The organism is Pseudomonas sp. G7(2022), from assembly GCF_052660475.1.
In genome coordinates this window covers 1,522,529-1,540,926 of the sequence record NZ_CP109659.1, presented here as the reverse complement: position 1 = coordinate 1,540,926, position 18,398 = coordinate 1,522,529, and the positions used below count along the sequence as shown (strand labels likewise).

At 60.2% G+C, this 18,398-nt stretch carries 18 protein-coding genes; 9 read left to right on the top strand and 9 right to left on the bottom strand.

Annotated elements, in window-relative coordinates:
- Positions 1–73: 73 nt before the first annotated feature.
- Positions 74–1,507 (top strand): M48 family metalloprotease, encoded by a 1,434-nt coding sequence (locus tag NE357_RS06955; RefSeq protein WP_169429255.1) that lies wholly within the window; start codon positions 74–76, stop codon positions 1,505–1,507.
- 64 nt (positions 1,508–1,571) lie between these two features.
- Here the strand turns inward: NE357_RS06955 and NE357_RS06950 are convergent, their stop codons facing one another.
- The 4 genes from NE357_RS06950 to rpoE form a co-directional block, all read right to left on the bottom strand.
- Positions 1,572–3,020, bottom strand: coding sequence for a DegQ family serine endoprotease (locus NE357_RS06950; protein ID WP_169429254.1), 1,449 nt, complete (start codon positions 3,018–3,020; stop codon positions 1,572–1,574).
- A 206-nt stretch (positions 3,021–3,226) separates the two neighbouring features.
- Entirely contained in the window at positions 3,227–4,189 is a 963-nt protein-coding gene (locus tag NE357_RS06945; protein ID WP_169429253.1) for a MucB/RseB C-terminal domain-containing protein, read from the bottom strand.
- A gap of 8 nt (positions 4,190–4,197) precedes the next feature.
- Positions 4,198–4,785 carry a sigma-E factor negative regulatory protein gene (locus NE357_RS06940; protein WP_011332903.1) on the bottom strand — a complete coding sequence of 196 codons (588 nt, stop codon included), beginning with the start codon at positions 4,783–4,785 and terminating at the stop codon, positions 4,198–4,200.
- Positions 4,786–4,816: 31 nt separating this feature from the next.
- A complete protein-coding gene (rpoE, locus tag NE357_RS06935; RefSeq protein ID WP_003172477.1) occupies positions 4,817–5,398 on the bottom strand; it encodes an RNA polymerase sigma factor RpoE in 582 nt (193 codons plus the stop codon).
- Between the two features lie 558 nt (positions 5,399–5,956).
- Between rpoE and nadB the strand changes: the two genes are divergently transcribed.
- Positions 5,957–7,573: an L-aspartate oxidase gene (nadB, locus tag NE357_RS06930; RefSeq protein ID WP_169429252.1), complete on the top strand. Its 1,617-nt coding sequence runs from the start codon at positions 5,957–5,959 to the stop codon at positions 7,571–7,573.
- On the opposite strand, the gene NE357_RS06925 is transcribed toward nadB, so the two are convergent.
- Together NE357_RS06925 and NE357_RS06920 are read right to left on the bottom strand one after the other, a co-directional pair.
- Positions 7,542–7,994 (bottom strand): protein YgfX, encoded by a 453-nt coding sequence (locus NE357_RS06925; protein ID WP_169429251.1) that lies wholly within the window; start codon positions 7,992–7,994, stop codon positions 7,542–7,544. The two genes, nadB and NE357_RS06925, sit on opposite strands and share 32 nt — an antisense overlap.
- Entirely contained in the window at positions 7,978–8,232 is a 255-nt protein-coding gene (locus NE357_RS06920) for an FAD assembly factor SdhE (protein ID WP_065257636.1), read from the bottom strand. The genes NE357_RS06925 and NE357_RS06920 overlap by 17 nt, the downstream gene beginning before the upstream one ends.
- A 149-nt stretch (positions 8,233–8,381) precedes the next feature.
- On the opposite strand from NE357_RS06920, the gene ygfZ reads away from it, so the two are divergent.
- Both ygfZ and NE357_RS06910 read left to right on the top strand, forming a co-directional pair.
- Entirely contained in the window at positions 8,382–9,323 is a 942-nt protein-coding gene (ygfZ, locus tag NE357_RS06915) for a CAF17-like 4Fe-4S cluster assembly/insertion protein YgfZ (protein ID WP_169429250.1), read from the top strand.
- A gap of 35 nt (positions 9,324–9,358) precedes the next feature.
- Complete coding sequence (locus NE357_RS06910) at positions 9,359–10,180, top strand: HDOD domain-containing protein (RefSeq protein WP_169429249.1); 822 nt, start codon at positions 9,359–9,361, stop codon at positions 10,178–10,180.
- Positions 10,181–10,183: 3 nt separating this feature from the next.
- On the opposite strand, the gene NE357_RS06905 is transcribed toward NE357_RS06910, so the two are convergent.
- Both NE357_RS06905 and NE357_RS06900 read right to left on the bottom strand, forming a co-directional pair.
- The gene (locus tag NE357_RS06905) at positions 10,184–11,569 is read right to left on the bottom strand and encodes a sensor histidine kinase (RefSeq protein ID WP_169429248.1); all 1,386 of its coding nucleotides are present in this window, start codon (positions 11,567–11,569) and stop codon (positions 10,184–10,186) included.
- Entirely contained in the window at positions 11,562–12,233 is a 672-nt protein-coding gene (locus NE357_RS06900; protein ID WP_169429247.1) for a response regulator, read from the bottom strand. The genes NE357_RS06905 and NE357_RS06900 overlap by 8 nt, the downstream gene beginning before the upstream one ends.
- A gap of 237 nt (positions 12,234–12,470) precedes the next feature.
- Here NE357_RS06900 and NE357_RS06895 point away from each other — a divergent pair, with 237 nt between their 5' ends.
- Genes NE357_RS06895 through NE357_RS06875 form a run of 5 tightly spaced genes read left to right on the top strand, consistent with a single transcriptional unit; the run spans position 12,471 to position 17,846 of the window.
- Complete coding sequence (locus NE357_RS06895) at positions 12,471–13,763, top strand: OprD family porin (protein ID WP_169429246.1); 1,293 nt, start codon at positions 12,471–12,473, stop codon at positions 13,761–13,763.
- Between the two features lie 39 nt (positions 13,764–13,802).
- A complete protein-coding gene (locus tag NE357_RS06890; protein WP_169429245.1) occupies positions 13,803–14,780 on the top strand; it encodes a Bug family tripartite tricarboxylate transporter substrate binding protein in 978 nt (325 codons plus the stop codon).
- Positions 14,781–14,838: 58 nt separating this feature from the next.
- Complete coding sequence (locus NE357_RS06885; RefSeq protein WP_169429244.1) at positions 14,839–15,297, top strand: tripartite tricarboxylate transporter TctB family protein; 459 nt, start codon at positions 14,839–14,841, stop codon at positions 15,295–15,297.
- 1 nt (position 15,298) lies between these two features.
- The gene (locus tag NE357_RS06880) at positions 15,299–16,813 is read left to right on the top strand and encodes a tripartite tricarboxylate transporter permease (RefSeq protein WP_085729996.1); all 1,515 of its coding nucleotides are present in this window, start codon (positions 15,299–15,301) and stop codon (positions 16,811–16,813) included.
- Positions 16,806–17,846: an AbrB family transcriptional regulator gene (locus NE357_RS06875; protein ID WP_169429243.1), complete on the top strand. Its 1,041-nt coding sequence runs from the start codon at positions 16,806–16,808 to the stop codon at positions 17,844–17,846. The genes NE357_RS06880 and NE357_RS06875 overlap by 8 nt, the downstream gene beginning before the upstream one ends.
- 65 nt (positions 17,847–17,911) lie before the next feature.
- Here the strand turns inward: NE357_RS06875 and NE357_RS06870 are convergent, their stop codons facing one another.
- On the bottom strand, positions 17,912–18,349 hold the full coding sequence (locus NE357_RS06870; protein ID WP_169429242.1) for a hypothetical protein: 438 nt from the start codon (positions 18,347–18,349) through the stop codon (positions 17,912–17,914).
- Positions 18,350–18,398: the final 49 nt, after the last annotated feature.

The window sequence follows — 18,398 nt, the reverse complement described above, 5'->3', positions numbered from 1 at the left end:
GGCTGCCTAGAATATCTGGTCGCAAGCCCGGTGTCCGGCTACAGTAAGGTCTTTGTCGACTAAGGCTTTGTGCATGACATTTCTGCGCCCTACCCTGCTGACGCTCGCTTGCCTGCTCGCCTCACCGGGCTTCGCCGACGACCTGCCGTCACTCGGTGACGCCAGCTCTGCCATCGTCTCTCCACAGCAGGAATACCAACTGGGTCGCGCCTGGCTGGCATTGCTGCGCAGCCAGGTTTCGCAGCTCAATGATCCTCAGCTCAAGGATTACGTCGAGTCGAGCGTCTATAAACTGGTGGAAACCAGCCAGGTCAGCGACCGACGCCTGGAATTCATTCTGATCAACAGTTCGCAACTCAACGCTTTCGCAGCACCGGGCGGGATTGTCGGGGTCAACGGTGGACTATTCCTCAATGCCCAGACCGAAGGTGAATATGCCTCGGTACTGGCCCACGAACTGGCTCACTTGTCCCAGCGCCACTTTGCCCGGGGCGTCGAGGCCTCCCAACGGATGCAGGTGCCGATGATGGCCGCTCTGCTGGCCGGTATCGTGATTGCCGCTGCCGGAGCCGGCGATGCCGGGATCGCGACCATCGCCGGTACCCAGGCGGCAGCCATTCAGTCGCAGCGGACCTTCTCGCGTCAGAACGAGCAGGAGGCCGACCGAATCGGCATTCTCAACCTGGAAAAGGCCGGTTACGACCCACGTTCGATGCCAACCATGTTCGAACGCTTGATGCGCCAGTATCGCTACGACGCCAAGCCACCCGAGTTCCTGTTGACTCACCCGGTAACCGAATCCCGCATCGCCGACACCCGCAACCGCGCAGAGCAGGCCAAGCCCGGCGGTATCGAGGACAGCATGCGCTATCAGTTGATCCGCGCCCGGGTACAGTTGATCTATGAAGAAACCCCCGGGATGGGCGCCAAGCGCTTCCGGGCGCAACTGGACGATAATCCGAACAACGATGTGGCTCGTTACGGCCTGGCGATCGCCCAGATCAAGGGTGGTCAGTTGAACGAAGCCCGAGAGAATCTCAAGCAGCTGCTGAGCAAATCGCCGAACGAGATCATCTACAACCTGGCGCAGATCGATCTGGATATCACCAACAACAAGCTGGCCGATGCGCAATCGCGGGTAGACCGCATGCTGACCCAGTATCCCGGCAACTACCCGCTGAATCAGGTTCGGGTCGATCTGCTATTGAAGCAGAACCGTACTGCCGATGCGGAAAAAGCCCTGGAAGGCTTGTTGAAGTCGCGCCCGGACGATCCCGACGTCTGGTATCAGGTGGCGGAAACCCGTGGCTTGGCCGGCAACATCATTGGTTTGCATCAGGCCCGCGCGGAGTACTTCGCACTGGTGGGCGATTATCGTCAGGCTATCCAGCAACTGGATTTCGCCAAGCGCAAGGCTGGCAGCAACTTCCCGCTCTCCTCGCGTATCGATGCCCGCCAGCGTGAGCTGATGGAGCAGGAGCGTATGGTGAAGGACATGATGGGATAAAAGCTGCAGGCATAAAAAAACCGCCTCTTTCGAGGCGGTTTTTTTTTGACTCAGCAACCGCGGATCATTCAGCCAGTTTGAAGGTGATGAAGCTGGCACGACCCTGACGCAGAACCCTCATCGACACGGAGCGATTCTTCGGCAGCGCCTTGGCGATCTCGGAGAACTCCTTGGCAGAACCAATGGCCTGATTGTTCAGGTGAGTGATGATGTCGCCTGGCTGCAGGCCGATCAGGGCTGCAGGACCGTCCTGCACCTCCTTGATGACAACACCGCCCTTGAGGTCATAGGTTTTCTTCTGCTCGGCGCTCAGTTCAGCGACCGATACCCCAAGACGATTGCTGTTGGTCTCGACACCGGACTTCGGCAAGGCATCCAGCTCCTTGTCTTCGTCAGGAATAGCGCCGACCGTCAGCTCGATATTCTTGCGCTTGCCTTCACGAATCACTTCCAGATTGGCCTTGGCGCCAGCCTTCAGCGCGCCGACCAGATGAGGGAGATCAGCAGACATGACGATCGGTTGGCCGTTCATGCTCAGGATCACGTCGCCCACTTGCAGGCCGCCCTTGGCAGCGGGACCGTCATCCTGGATCTGAGCCACCAGCGCACCGGCCGGTTTTTCCAGACCGAACGACTCGGCCAGATCCTTGTTCACTTCCTGAATGACCACACCCAGCCAGCCACGGCTGACCTTGCCACCGCTTTTCAGCTGATTCGATACATCCATGGCAACGTCGATCGGGATGGCGAACGAAACGCCCATGAAGCCACCGGAACGGGTGTAGATCTGCGAGTTGATCCCCACCACTTCACCGTTCAGGTTGAACAGCGGGCCACCGGAGTTACCCGGATTGATCGGCACATCAGTCTGAATGAACGGCACATAGTTTTCGTTTGGCAAGCTACGGCCAACGGCGCTGACGATGCCTTGGGTCACAGTATGGTCGAAGCCGAATGGCGAACCGATCGCTACGACCCACTGACCGGCTTTCAGATCCTGGGATTTGCCGAGCTTCAACACGGGCAGGTCCTTGCCTTCGATTTTCAGCAGGGCCACGTCAGAGCGCGGGTCGGTGCCGATCAGCTTGGCTTTCATTTCACTGCGATCCGCCAGACGAACGAGGATTTCGTCAGCATCGGCAATCACGTGATTGTTGGTCAGGATGTAGCCATCAGGCGAGATGATGAAGCCCGAACCCAGCGACTGCGCTTCGCGCTGGCGATCACCGCGCGGCGAACGCGGCTGCGGTGGCATGCCTCGCTCGAAGAACTCGCGCAGCATCGGCGGCAAGCCTTCCAGATCAGGCATCTGCTGGTTCACTTTGCGATCCGGCAGTTTTTGCGTGGTACTGATGTTCACCACCGCAGGCGAGGCCTGTTCGACCAGCTGGGTGAAATCCGGCAGATTGACCGGACTGGCCGCTTCAGCCGCATTGACTGCCGGGACAGCCTGACCGAGCACCAGCACGGCAGTGATGATGGAGAGATAAGACTTCAAACTTGGTATCGACATACAGCTCCCGTTACGACGAGCAGGGTTAAGCGATATGGAGCAAGGAACACCGGAAACCACAGGCCGGCATTTTTGTTCCGGGAACAACAAACAAGGCCAGAGCCGAGAGGCTCTGACCTATAAAAAATTTTCGGATTATTTGCAAATGAAAATGCTCAGCAAACATTTCATGTCTCGAACACGAAGCGGAAACTGCTGAAATCAGCTCACTGCTTGCTGGTTGCAGCGCCATCATTGCGTATCGACAAGGCAATCCGCTCGGCAGTACCGATTGGAATTTCGCCGACCACCGTCACCATCATCTCACCCTGTGGCGTCGTCAGACGGCGAGATACGGCAACCGTAGGACCCAGCTGAGTCCGGGTATCCGTGACCACGGCACCGTTCAGCGGTTCCAGAAAGACCGAGAAACGCGCCAGACCATCGTCATACAGCAAGCTGTTGACCTGGGTTTTGGTGTCCGGATCTTTGTGCGAAGAACTGCTGGTGAGTTCGAAACCAGGTGGCAACCAGTCAGATCGCCAGACCTGTGCGGTCTTGACGGCAGAAGCCTTGTCACTGTCGAGGTTGACAGGCTTGCAGTCGGAGGCGGCCTGAAGATCCTTGTCGGATGGAACCTCGGCAGTATCCAGTCGTGTGAACTGGAACCGTTCAAGTAACTGCCCCTTGTCGTTGAGCAGCAACGACTTGAGTGGCAACCCCGTTTCCCTGTCCAGGTGCAGTTCGAATCCGTAGCGATACTGATCTCGTGGCGTCAGCGATACGATGACCGCGTCACGCCCGGCCACACGCGACTTGCCGATCACGGCAAGCTCATACCAATTCTTCAGCTTCTGAGGATCGAGAGGACGAGCGGCAGAGTTTGGAGAATCTCCCAGCCCCGCAATCAGGGTACCGCTGACACATTGAGTATGGCCATCAATGCGCACGACTTCCTGCGCCGAACCGTCAAGCTGGAGCAACCGCTCGCGAACCTGCCCGTTCTGGACACGATGCCAGATGCTGTGAGTAGAGAAGCTACCGTTACGCTCGTAAACGAATGTGCCGTGAAAGCTTTGCTGCTGCTCGGCCTGGCCCAGGCGGGTCAGCCAATCCTGGGCCTCATCGGCGTGGGCTGGAACAATGAACCAGCCACTGAGCAGAAGCGAAAGTAGAGGTATGGCGCGCATGATCCTCCTTAACGGTTTTCCAGACTGGCTGCCCGTGCATAAGGCAGTGCGCTTTCAGTACCTTTCAGCGCAGCTTGCTGAGCATGTTGACGCAGGTAACCCGGCAAACGCTGATCGTGCCAGCCTGGCTGGCCTTGCAGCACGCCATTGGCCATAGGACCAGTGGCTTCAGAACTCTCATTGTAGCCTGCCAGTACCGCCGGCCCTTTGACCTGAGGAGTAGCCAATACTGGCTGATTGGACTGCTGCGCCAGTTCAACACCTGCGATTTCGTCCTGGTTGTACAGGCGGACACCTGCCAGAACGGCAACGGTTACCGACGCTGCAACGGCCAGACGTCCAAGGCTGCGCCATGGTCCGCGAGAGACCTTGGCAGGGGTGGCTTCGTCTTCCAGTGCAGCAGAAACCGCCGCAGCGAGATCCAGGCGTGGAAGCAGCAGATCCTTGTGCATGGCTGCCCGAGCGATCTGGTAACGAGCCCAGGTTTCGCGTGTTTCAACATCATCCAGTGCGTTGAGCACTCGACGCAATTCCAGTTCGTCCGCTTCGTTATCCATCACTGCGGACAGCGATTCCTGCAGGGCTTCCCGACTCATGGCGTTCCTCTCTTGGCTGTCGCCGCTGTCTTTAGTTTTCCTGCAACAACGGCTGCAGGGCTTTATCGATGGCCTCCCGGGCGCGGAAAATCCGGGAGCGCACGGTACCAACCGGACATTGCATGACGCTCGCGATGTCCTCGTAACTCAGACCATCGAATTCACGCAAAGTTAAAGCCGTGCGCAAATCCTCTGGAAGTTGCTGAATGGTTCGATGGACGGTGCCTTCGATCTCATCCCGCAGCAATGCACGTTCTGGAGATTCGAGATCCTTCAGGCCGTGATCGCCGTCATAGAACTCTGCATCTTCGGAGCTGACATCGCTATCCGGCGGCCGGCGGCCGCGTGAAACCAGATAGTTTTTCGCCGTGTTGATGGCGATACGGTACAGCCACGTATAAAAGGCACTGTCTCCGCGAAAGTTTCCAAGCGCTCGATACGCCTTGATAAAGGCTTCCTGCGCAACGTCCTGGGCTTCATGGGTGTCGTGCACGAAACGCACGATCAACCCGAGAATTTTGTGCTGATACTTCAACACGAGCAGATCGAAAGCTCGCTTGTCGCCACGCTGAACGCGCTCGACCAGCTGCTGATCCTCTTCCTGGGTTAGCATGAACACTCCTCGATAAACTCAGAGGAGGCTTGCATGACCAAACGACCGGACTTGCAAACATAGACTCGGGCTTTTCGCAAAAGTTCTCCCCCTCCAAGCAAGTTTCCTGCGGGCTCTGATTTGGCACGCACGAAAAACGCAGCGCGGGATAAACCGGCTGCGCGAATAATCTTTTCATCGGCTCACCGGCGAGAATCCAACCGCAGATTCCGCGTTGAAGCCGACACTGTCCCTTGTCTCAGGCAACTGTCTATTGATCTTGAGCCTTTGGCAAAAGTTCCAAATATTTATAGCCGGGTAAAAGCGACATTGGGCAACCGAGGGCGGAAAAAGCGTGTTTCATCTGCGATACAGTCGCCTTTTCCGAAAACCCATGAAAAAAACTTCCGACAAAGCGTCGGTATTTTGTCGTCAGGATAGTTTCACAATGCCATACCAGCCCGGCTATTGTGCCGCTCCACCCCTCTATATACTAGTGGGCTGTGTGGCTGTCTCGACTCGCCCCTCCGCCTGTCTTGCGCCAACCCCGACCCGGGTCGCTTTGAGCGGAATCCTGAAATGAGCCAACAGTTTCAACACGATGTCCTGGTAATTGGCAGCGGCGCTGCCGGTTTGAGTCTCGCGCTGACCCTGCCCGGTCACTTGCGCATCGCGGTACTGAGCAAAGGCGATCTCGCCAACGGTTCGACCTATTGGGCCCAGGGTGGCGTCGCGGCCGTGCTTGACGACACCGACACCGTCGAATCCCACGTCGACGACACGCTCAATGCCGGTGGCGGTTTGTGCCATGAAGATGCGGTACGTTTCACTGTCGAGCACAGCAAGGAAGCGATCCAGTGGCTGATCGACCAAGGCGTGCCGTTCACCCGTGATGAACAATCCGGGACTGAAGACGGCGGATTCGAATTCCATCTCACCCGCGAAGGCGGCCACAGCCATCGCCGCATCATCCATGCCGCCGATGCCACCGGCGCCGCGATTTTCACAACCTTGCTGGCCCAGGCCAGACAGCGTTCGAACATCGAACTGCTGGAGCAGCGAGTCGCGGTGGACCTGATCACCGAGCGCCGCCTCGGGCTGGACGGCGACCGCTGCCTCGGCGCCTACGTGCTCAATCGCAAGACCGGCGAAGTCGATACCTACGGCGCTCGATTCGTGATTCTGGCTTCCGGCGGTGCCGCCAAGGTCTACCTCTATACCAGCAACCCTGACGGCGCCTGCGGTGATGGCATCGCCATGGCCTGGCGCTCGGGTTGCCGCGTGGCGAACCTGGAATTCAATCAGTTCCACCCCACTTGCCTGTATCACCCGCAGGCCAAGAGTTTCCTGATCACCGAAGCCCTGCGCGGGGAAGGCGCACATTTGAAGCTGCCGAACGGCGAACGCTTCATGCAGCGCTTCGACCCACGCGCCGAACTGGCGCCACGGGACATCGTCGCTCGCGCCATCGACCATGAAATGAAGCGTCTGGGTGTCGACTGCGTCTACCTCGACATCAGCCACAAACCCGAAGCATTCATCAAAACGCACTTCCCGACGGTTTACGAGCGCTGCCTCGGATTCGGCATCGATATCACCAAGCAACCGATCCCGGTCGTGCCGGCGGCTCACTACACCTGCGGCGGCGTTATGGTTGACCAGCAAGGCCGCACCGACGTGCCTGGTCTGTACGCCATCGGCGAAACCAGCTTCACCGGCCTGCACGGTGCCAATCGCATGGCCAGCAACTCACTGCTGGAGTGCTTCGTATATGCCCGCTCTGCCGCCACGGACATTCTCGAGCAATTGTCCGACGTCGCCATCCCGCGCGCCCTGCCCGCCTGGGATGCGAGCCAGGTGACCGATTCCGACGAAGACGTGATCATCGCGCACAACTGGGACGAGTTGCGGCGCTTCATGTGGGACTACGTCGGTATCGTGCGCACCAACAAACGCCTGCAGCGCGCACAGCACCGCGTGCGTCTGCTGCTGGACGAGATCGACGAGTTCTACAGCAACTATAAAGTCAGCCGCGACCTGATCGAATTGCGCAACCTGGCGCAAGTGGCGGAACTGATGATCCGCTCGGCCATGGAGCGCAAGGAAAGTCGTGGCCTGCATTACACCCTCGACTACCCGGACCTGCTGCCCGAAGCCCTCGATACTATTCTGGTGCCGCCCACCTACGCCGGCTGAACTTGAGCCGCACCCGCAGGCGTCGGTGCAAATCCGCCGCCTGCGCATCCCGGGGTACACAGATCGATCTGACCCACCGTTCACCGCGCAATCGAAAGCGCAACACCACAATCAACGGCAATGCCAGGCTGTCCGGACGCAACTGCACCGCCTGCCAGCCATCGGCCTGATTCCACAACTGCCAGCCATCGGCATCACGACGCAATCGGCAGAAAGCTTTGGGATGACTCAGCAGAATCTGACGGGGCAATACCCACACAGCATGGATCAGACAGGCGACCGCCCCGAGCAGGCTGGCCCAGAAAGGCAGGACAAGCAGAAACAGAGCGCACAGGGCCAACGCCTGGGCCAGGAGATACGCCGCCAGCAACTGCCGTGAGGCATGCCAGCGGCATTCAAACGTATTACTTGGGCTGGACACGATCCAGAATCATGCGAACCATGCGCTGCAGCTCAGGATCTTCAGACTCGCTGCGCTCCATGAACCAGCCGAACATGTCCTGATCCTCGCATTCCAGCAGGCGGACATACAGCGCGCGATCCACCTCGTTCAGATTCGAGTAGACCTCTTTCACAAACGGCACCAGCAACACGTCAAGCTCGAGCATGCCGCGGCGGCTGTGCCAAAAGAGGCGATTCAGTTCAACTTGTTCGACCATGGAGCGCTCCTCAAATAGGCCGCAAGTATACAGGCCCGAGGCGGGCCGAACAGTCGGCTTTGGTCGGGCGCCACCGATCCTTTATGAACTACCCATTTCAACACCACCCCCTTATGATGTGCCCCAGTCTATTTACCCTGCGATGACCCATGGCCGATTCTGCTTTTTTCTGCACCCTCTCTCATGAAGGCGTTCTCGCGGTTCGCGGCGCGGACGCCGGCAAATTCCTGCAAGGCCAGTTGACCTGCAATATCAATTACCTGAGTGATGAGCGGGCCAGCCTTGGTGCCCGCTGCACGCAGAAAGGCCGGATGCAGTCGAGTTTCCGCATCGTGCTTGAAGGCGACGGCGTGCTGCTGGCCATGGCCGGCGAGCTGCTGGAGCCACAACTGGCGGACCTGAAAAAGTACGCGGTGTTCTCCAAATCGAAACTGACCGACGAAAGCGAGTCATGGGCGCGCTTCGGTCTGGAGCATGGGGATGCAGCCCTGAGCAGCCTGGGTCTGGAACTGTCGGCGGACACCGACAGCGTGGTTCGCCACGAAGGGTTGATCGCGATTCGCGTCTCCCCCGACCGTGCCGAACTCTGGGCGCCAGCCGATCAGGCCGACGCCATCAAAGGCAAGCTGTCTGCGCAATTGACCGAAGCCGAACTCAATCAATGGCTGCTGGGCCAGATCCGTGCCGGTATCGGCCAGGTCATGCCGGGCACCCGCGAACTGTTCATTCCGCAGATGCTCAATCTGCAAGCGGTCGGCGGCGTGAGCTTCAAGAAAGGTTGCTACACCGGGCAAGAGATCGTCGCGCGCATGCAGTACCTGGGCAAGCTCAAGCGTCGCCTGTACCGCGTGCAACTGGACGCCAGCGAGTTGCCGGAGCCCGGCACCCCGCTGTTCGCTCCGAGCCACGGCAGTTCCATCGGCGAAGTGGTGCTGGCCGCCCGCGCCGAAAAGAATATTGAACTGCTGGCCGTGTTGCAGGCCGAAGCTGCCGAAGCGGGCGATTTGCATCTGGGTACGGTCGAAGGGCCGGCGCTGCACTTGCTCGACCTGCCTTACGAACTGGATCGCGACCGCGAAATCCAGCGTTGATCGCAGCATTTGTTGCAACACCCTAGAGAAATGACATGAGTGAGCTGGCGGATAAGGTCCAACAGGATTTGGTTGAGGCCATCGATAACGATGACCTGGTTCTGCCAACGTTACCGGAAGTGGCCCTGCAGATTCGCAAGGCCGCCGAAGACCCGGACATCAGCGTCAGCGACCTGAGCAAAGTCATCGGCCGTGACACGGCGCTCTCGGCACGGCTGATCAAAGTGGTCAACAGTCCCTTGCTGCGCGCCACGCAGGAAGTCACCGACCTGCATACTGCGATCACCCGGCTGGGCGTCAACTACAGCAGCAACCTGGCGATCGGTCTGGTGATGGAGCAGATCTTCCACGCACGCTCCGAGGTGGTGGAACAGAAAATGCGCGAAGTCTGGCGCAAGAGCCTGGAGATCGCCGGCGTCAGCTACGCATTGTGCCGCCGCTATACCCAGCTCAAGCCGGATCAGGCTGCATTGGGCGGGCTGGTGCACCAGATCGGCGTGCTGCCGATCCTGACCTACGCCGAAGACCATTACGAACTGCTGTCCGACCCCGTCAGCCTCAATCATGTGATCGATCACATTCATCCGCTGATCGGCGACAAGTTGCTGCGGGTCTGGGAATTCCCGGAGCGCCTCGTGGAGTTGCCGGGGCTGTATCAGGATCTGAAACGCGAATCGCCACAGGTCGATTATGTGGATCTGGTGCAAGTGGCCAGCCTGTATTGCCACAAAGACACCGATCATCCCCTCGCCCGGATCGACCCGCTCAGTGTTCCGGCCTTTCGCAAGCTCGGGATAGACATCGACAACAAGGCGTTGTGCGAAGATCTGGAAGAATCGCGCTCGATGTTCTACTGAGTCTCAGCCTGCGATAAAACTCACCCGCACCTTCAACCCCACGGGCTCACCATCGTGCAGGGTAATCTGCGCCAGATGGGCGCGACAGATCTCCCCGACGATCGCCAGACCCAGCCCGGAACCGGCAACCTGCTGGTTGCGCCGGTAGAAGCGCTCGAATACCCGGTCACGCTCATCCTGAGGAATGCCCGGGCCGTCGTCTTCGACTTCAAGCACGGCCGGCGACAGCACCCGCAAGATCACGTTGCCGCCCGATGGCGTGTGCGCCAGAGCGTTGTCCACCAGATTGCTCAGCAGTTCGTTGAGCAACGTCGGCTCGCCGCGCAGCCAGACTGGCTCGTCCGCTTCCAGCGCCAAAGCCACACCGCGCGCGTGAGCCAGAGGCGCCATGGCCATGCCCAGTTCCCGGGCCAACTGGCTCAGATCCAGCAACTGCGCGCCGCCCTCGGCAATCGCCCGGGCACCGTTTTCCACCCGCGCCAGCGACAGCAACTGATTGGCCAGATGGGTCAGTCGATCGGTGCTTTGTGCCGAAGATTCCAGTGTCTCGCGCCAGATTTGCGGCTCGCCGGAACGAAGCCCCAATTCAAGACGGGCCTTGAGCGCTGCCAGCGGCGTGCGCAGTTCGTGGGCGGCATCGGCGATGAATTGCGCCTGTCGTTCGAACTGCCCGCGCAAGCGTTCGGTAAAGTGATTGAGCGCCCGCACCAGCGGCCACAATTCGTGCTGCACCTCCACCAGCGGCAAGGGCCGCAGATCGTCGGGCTGACGCTCCTCGACCGCCGTGCGCAAACGCTCGATCGGTCGCAATGCCGCGCTGACCGCAAACCACACCAGCAACAATGCGCCAATTGCCAGCATGCCCAGCCGCAACAAGGTATCGGCCGCCAGACTGCGGGCCATGCTGACACGCGCTTCGTCGGTTTCGGCGACACGGATTTCCGCCATGCCGTTCATGTTCGGTTCGGTCACCGCTTTCAACAGGCTGACCACACGCACGTTCTGGCCCTGATAGGTGGCGTTGTAAAAACGCGCGAGCGCCGGATAGCTGTCGGTTCTCGGCGTTCCCGGCGGCGGGCCGGGCAGGTTTTCGTAACCGGAAATCAACTTCTGATGGATGTCGTTGACCTGGTAATAGATGCGCCCGGCGCTGTCGTAGGCGAAGGTGTCGAGGGCCACATAAGGCACGTCGGCACTGAGACTGCCGTCCCGCTGCGAAAGGCCGGCGGCGATAGTCCGCGCCGACGCCAGAAGTGTGCGGTCGTAAGCGGTGTCGGCGGCTTCGCGACCGTTCCAGTAAGCGCTCAATCCGCTGGCCAGCATCAATACCACCAACAACAGCGCGAGGTTCCACAGTAACCGCCAGCGCAGGCTGCTGGGCTTATGCATCGCGGCTTTCCAGCAGATAACCCAGGCCCCGGAAAGTCACGATGGCCACTGCATGACCGTCGAGCTTCTTGCGCAGGCGGTGCACGTAGATTTCGATGGCGTCGGGGCTGGCCTCCTCGTCGAGACCGAACACTTGCGAAGCCAGTTGCTCCTTGCTCATCACCCGGCCGGGACGGGCGATCAGCGCTTCGAGCACCGCCTGTTCGCGGGAGGTCAGGGTTAACAGTTCTTCACCGAGGGTGAAGCGCCGGGTCTCCAGGTCATAGGCCAGCACACCACACCGCTGCAGGCGTTCGCCGCCCAGCACACTGCGGCGCAGCAAGGCTTTGACCCGAGCCTCGAGTTCGGTCAGCTCGAAAGGTTTGGCCAGATAATCGTCAGCCCCAAGATTTAGCCCGTGGACCCGATCCTTGACGTCGCTGCGAGCCGTCAGCATCAGCACCGGCAGGTTCTTGCCCCGGGCCCGCAGACGCGCCAGCACTTCAAATCCGTCCATGCGCGGCAGGCCGACATCGAGGATCGCCATCGCGTACTCCTCGCTGCCCAGCGCCAGGTCGGCAGCCACGCCATCGTGCAACACGTCCACGGTCAGACCGGTGCTCTTGAGCGCCTGGGCAACGCTTTCGGCCAGTTGCAGATGGTCTTCGACGAGCAGAACACGCATGGAGCTTTACCTCATTCAGGGATGGCCGACGCCATTCTTTGCCGCGGAGTTTACAGCCGCAACCGCCGCTGTGAAGCCCGAAATCCGGGAAAGTCAGCTGAAAGGTTAGCGAAAGGTTAGCCCGTTAGAGTCGGGCCACGGACAGTTCCGACTGCCGTCGCTGATGCCACACAGCGATACGAAAAACGCCTCGAAGCGTTTTCGACCAATAAGAACAATAAACGGAGTACACCTCGCATGCCGTCCTTGCAGACCAAGGCTCTTAAGCCTGTTCGTCCTTCCCGTTTCAGCCCCGCCGCCCTTGCCGGTGCAGCCGCCCTCGCCGGTTTCGCACCGATGAGCTACGCCGATTTCATCGAAGACAGTTCCGCCACCTTCGAAACCCGCAACATGTATTTCAACCGCGACTTTCGCGATGGCACCAGCGCCCAGCAGTCCAAGCGCGACGAGTGGGCACAGGGGTTCATGCTCAACCTGCAATCGGGCTACACCGACGGCATCGTGGGGTTTGGTGTCGATGCACTGGGGATGTTGGGGGTCAAGCTCGATTCGAGTCCGGACCGCACCGGCACTGGCCTGCTGCCGACCCACGATGACGGTCGCGCGGCGGACGAGTACTCCAAACTCGGCCTGACCGGCAAAGTGAAGATCTCCGCCACCGAATTGAAGATCGGCAGCCTGATTCCGGAACTGCCGATCCTCAAGCCGAACGACGGGCGCATCCTGCCGCAGACCTTCGAAGGCGGTTTGCTGACCTCCAAAGAGATCAAGAACCTGACCTTCACCGGTGGACGTCTGGAGAAAGCCAAGGACCGCGACAGCACCGATTTCGAGGACATTGCCCTCAACAACAAGAACGGCCGTTTCGCCGGCACCGTCGCCGGCAAGCACTTCGACTTTGCCGGCGTGGACTACAAGTTCACCGACAAGATCACCGGCAGCTACCACTTCGCCCAACTCGACGACGTCTATAACCAGCACTTCTTCGGACTGGTCGCTTCGCGGCCGATGGGACCGGGCACCTTCGCCACCGACCTGCGTTTTGCCGTCAGTGACGATCAGGGCGCAGCCCGTGGCGGCAAGATCGACAACCGCTCGCTCAACGGTCTGGTCAGTTATGCCCTGAGCGGCCACAAGTTCACCGCCGGCTATCAGCACATGTCCGGCGACAGCGCCTTCCCCTATGTCGATGGCAGCGACCCGTACCTGGTCAACTTCGTGCAGATCAACGACTTCGCCGGCGCCGAAGAACGCTCCTGGCAGGCCCGTTACGACTTCGACTTCGCCAGACTCGGCATCCCCGGCCTGAGCTTCATGAGCCGCTACCTGAGCGGTGACAACATCAAGCTCAAGAACGGCGATGAAGGCAAGGAGTGGGAGCGCAACACCGAGATCAAATATGTAGTACAAAGCGGCGCCCTGAAGGACGTTGCCGTGCGTTTGCGTAATGCCACTTACCGTTCCAACTACTCCGCTCGCGATGCCGATGAAGTGCGTCTGCTGGTGAGCTATAGCGTTGCCCTTTGGTAATTCAGTACGTCCATAACAACAACTCCCAAGGAGACTTAGATGAACTTATCACTGCGTAAAGTTGCTCTGGCCGCTGGCGTCATGCTGTTCGCCGGCCAACTGATGGCCGAACCCAAGCGCCCGGAATGCATCGCCCCGGCCTCCCCCGGCGGCGGTTTCGACCTGACCTGCAAACTGGCGCAAAGCGCGCTGGTCAACGAAAAGCTGCTGACCAAACCAATGCGCGTGACCTACATGCCCGGCGGTGTCGGTGCTGTTGCGTACAACGCCGTCGTGGCTCAGCGCCCGGCGGACGCCGGTACGCTGGTGGCCTGGTCCAGCGGTTCGCTGTTAAACCTGGCGCAAGGCAAGTTCGGCCGTTTCGATGAAACCAACGTACGCTGGCTGGCGGCGGTCGGCACCAGTTACGGTGCCATCGCAGTGAAAAGCGATTCGCCCTACAAGACCCTGGATGATCTCGTTCAGGCACTGAAGAAAGATCCGAGCGCCGTAGTCATCGGCTCCGGCGGCACTGTCGGCAGCCAGGACTGGATGCAGACTGCACTGATCGCCAAAGCTGCCGGGATCAACCCACGCGACCTGCGTTACGTTGCCCTCGAAGGTGGCGGTGAGATCGCCACCGCCCTGCTCGGCGGCCACATCCAGGTCGGCAGCACCGACATCTCCGACTCCATGCCGCACATCCAGAGCGGTGACATGCGCCTGCTGGCCGTGTTCGCTGAAAACCGTCTGGACGAGCCGGAAATGAAAGACATCCCTACCGCTCGCGAGCAAGGCTACGACATCGTCTGGCCGGTGGTGCGCGGCTTCTACCTCGGGCCAAAAGTCAGCGATGAAGACTACGCCTGGTGGAAAGGTGCCTTCGACAAACTGCTGGCTTCCGAAGAGTTCGCCAAGCTGCGCGATCAGCGTGAACTGTTCCCGTTCGCCATGACCGGCCCGGAGCTGGACACCTACGTGAAGAAGCAAGTCGCGGATTACAAAGTGCTGGCCAAAGAGTTCGGCCTGATCCAGTGATCGTCTCTGTCTAGCGGCCGTGGCCTCGCGCATCGAGGTCGTGGCCCAGGAGTTCCTCATGCTGATTCAACGCATTTTTGCCTCGGTGTTACTGCTGGCCTGTGCCGGCCTGGCACTGATGGCGTGGCCCTATCAGGCTGCATTTTCCTACGAGCCGGTCGGCCCGCGGGCGTTTCCTCTGCTGATGCTCGGCCTGATGAGCCTGGCGCTGCTGTACATGGTGTTTCGCCCGGCGCCGATCAAACACAGTGAAGACGAGCCGCCGCTGGACCGCGAAACCCTGACCAAGATCGGCATCTGCGTGCTGTTGCTGCTGGTGTTCGCCGGTCTGTTCGAGCCGCTGGGCTTCATCCTCAGCAGCTGCCTGATCGGCGTCCCGATGGCGCGCCTGTACGGCGGCCGCTGGTTGCCCAGCATCGTGGTGACCACGCTGATGGCCATCGGTCTGTACCTGCTGTTCGACCGTCTGATGGACGTACCGCTGCCCCTCGGTCTGCTCGACGTTCTGGAGAACTGATATGGATACGCTCGGATATTTGGGACAGGGCTTCGGCGTCGCGCTGAGCCCGTACAACCTGGTCACGGCGCTGACCGGTACGCTGATCGGCACCGTGGTCGGCCTGCTGCCGGGCCTGGGACCGATCAACGGTGTGGCACTGCTGATACCCATCGCTTTCGCCCTGGGCCTGCCGCCGGAGTCGGCGCTGATCCTGTTGGCGGCGGTGTACCTGGGCTGCGAATACGGCGGCCGGATCAGTTCGATCCTGCTGAACATTCCCGGCGAAGCCTCCACCGTGATGACCACTCTGGACGGCTACCCGATGGCCCGCCAGGGTCTGGCCGGGGTCGCGCTGTCGCTGTCGGCGTGGAGTTCGTTCATCGGTGCGTTCATCGCCACCTGCGGCATGGTGCTGTTCGCCCCGCTGCTGGCGAAGTGGGCGATTGCCTTCGGGCCGGCGGAATACTTCGTCCTGATGGTGTTCGCGATTGTCTGCCTGGGCGGCATGGCCGGTGACCGACCACTGAAGACGTTCATTGCGGCGTTGATCGGTCTGTTCCTGTCCAGCGTCGGCATCGACGCCAACAGCGGCGTGTATCGTTTTACCGGCGACAACATTCACCTGACCGACGGCATTCAGTTCGTGGTGCTGGTACTGGGCCTGTTCTCGATCAGCGAAATCCTTCTGCTGCTGGAGAAAACCCATCGCGGCCAGGAAGCGGTGAAAGCCACCGGGCGGATGATGTTCAACTTCAAGGAAGCGGCGTCGGTGTTCGTGGTGAACATCCGTTGCGGCCTGCTCGGTTTCATCATGGGCGTATTGCCGGGCGCCGGCGCGACGCTGGCCAGTGCCGTGGCCTACATGACCGAAAAACGCATCGCCGGTGCCAGCGGCAAGTTTGGTCAGGGCGACGCCCGCGGCCTCGCTGCGCCGGAAACCGCGATCGGTGCCTCCGCCTGCGGCGCGCTGGTGCCGATGCTCACCCTCGGCGTACCGGGCTCCGGCACCACAGCGGTGATGATCGGCGCTCTGTCGCTGTACAACATCACCCCCGGCCCGCTGCTGTTCCAGCAACAGCCGGACATCGTCTGGGGCCTGATCGCCTCGCTGTTCATCGCCAACATCATGCTGGTGATCCTGAACATCCCGATGATCCGCATCTTCACCCGCATCCTCGCCGTGCCGAACTGGGCCCTGGTGCCGGTGATCGCGATCATTACCGGGATCGGCGTGTACGCCGTGCACGCGACCACGTTCGACCTGTTCCTGATGGTCGGCATCGGCATCTTCGGCTACATCCTGCGCAAACTGGACTTCCCGCTGTCGCCAGTTTTGCTGGGGTTCATCCTCGGCGGCCTGATGGAGCAGAACCTGCGCCGCGCACTGTCGATCTCCAACGGTGCCCTGGAAATCCTCTGGTCGAGTCCGATCACCTTCGGCGTCTGGGTGCTGACCGCGATCATGTTGCTGATGCCGCTGCTGCGCATCTGGCGCAAACGCTCGGCTGCGCAACGCGCCATTGCCGATGTTTGATCGGTCTTCCCTCAAATCCTGGTGGGGAACCCCGCTGGTCGGTCTGCTTGGCGGTTACATCGCCAGCCAGATCGGCTGGCCGCTACCGTGGATGGTCGGCTCGTTGCTGGCGATCATCCTGGTGCGCTGCCTGACTCCGTGGCAATTGGCCGAAATCCCTGGCGGCCGCAAATGCGGCCAGTGGATCGTCGGGATCGGTATCGGGTTGCACTTCACCCCACTGGTGATGGAGCAGGTGCTCAGCCACTTCGGCTTGATCTTCTTCGGCGCGCTGGTCACCAGCCTCTCGGCGGTGGTCGGCGTGTGGCTGATGCGCCGCACCGGCGAGGATCGCGCCACGGCGTTTTTCTCCAGCATGCCCGGCGGCTCCGGTGAGATGGTCAACCTCGGCGCACGCAACGGCGCGATGCTCAGCCATGTCGCGGCCGGGCAGAGTTTGCGGGTGCTGGTAGTGGTGTTGTGCGTTCCGGCGGCGTTCAAGTATCTGCTGGGTGACGGCACCCCGATTTCACACGCCGGCAGCGTCGATTGGCGCTGGCTGGCGATTCTTTTTCCGGCGGGCGGCCTGCTCGCCTGGCTCTGGCAACGTCTGCGTCAACCCAACCCATGGCTGTTCGGTCCGCTGCTGGTCAGCGCGGCAGTGAGCATCGGCTGGGATCTGCACATCGGTTTGCCCAATGGCGGCAGTCAGATCGGCCAATGGCTGATCGGCAGCGGGCTGGGTTGCCACTTCAACCGGCAGTTCTTCCGCCGGGCGCCCTCGTTTATGGGACGCACGTTGATCGGCACGGCGCTGACCATGTTGATCGCGACGTTGTCGGCGTTGGGACTGAGTGCAATGACGCATCTGGATCTGCGTTCGCTGACCCTGGGCATGATGCCCGGTGGGATCGCCGAGATGAGCCTGACGGCGGAAACCCTGCAATTGTCAGTGCCGCTGGTGACGGCGATGCAGGTAATGCGGCTGTTATTCGTGCTGTTTCTGGCGGAACCGTTGTTCAAGTATTGGAATAGAAACGGGGAATGCCCGTAAATCATGTAGACGCCCAATACGCTTCAAGAACGGAAGAGCATGCCTCGAAGCGTATTCTTGGCCAATCAGGAAATATCGAGTTTCCCCATCATCACTTCTACCGTTTTACCAGCCGAGCCGATGCGAGCTTTAAATTGAAAATCCGAGGCTTGATAACGCCTACCTTCGGCGACTCCAGTGAACGTGATCTCTCCCACAAACGCTCGGAAGTATTCTTCGCCACCACCGTCATCAACGAAATAGCGAACGCCGATACCGCCGGGCCCGAGAGCGTGCTTGCCAATCGCGAGACCTGGTGGTAACTCAAAAATAATCGACGTGAAGAAGACAGAAGTAGCGACCCTACCACCTGCGGTGTAATAGACGCCGTCATTGCGGAGAAAAACATCTTTAGTGTCGATTACGCTCAGAGGGTCGGTTGGATCAAACCGCGTAGTTCTTGCAAAAAGACTTCCCAATGCCTTCGGAAAGGACTTTACATCATCGATGTTCAAATCATTCATGACGATCTCCCGCTCCATTGTTTACCAGCACAGTCGCCTGTGACGCCGA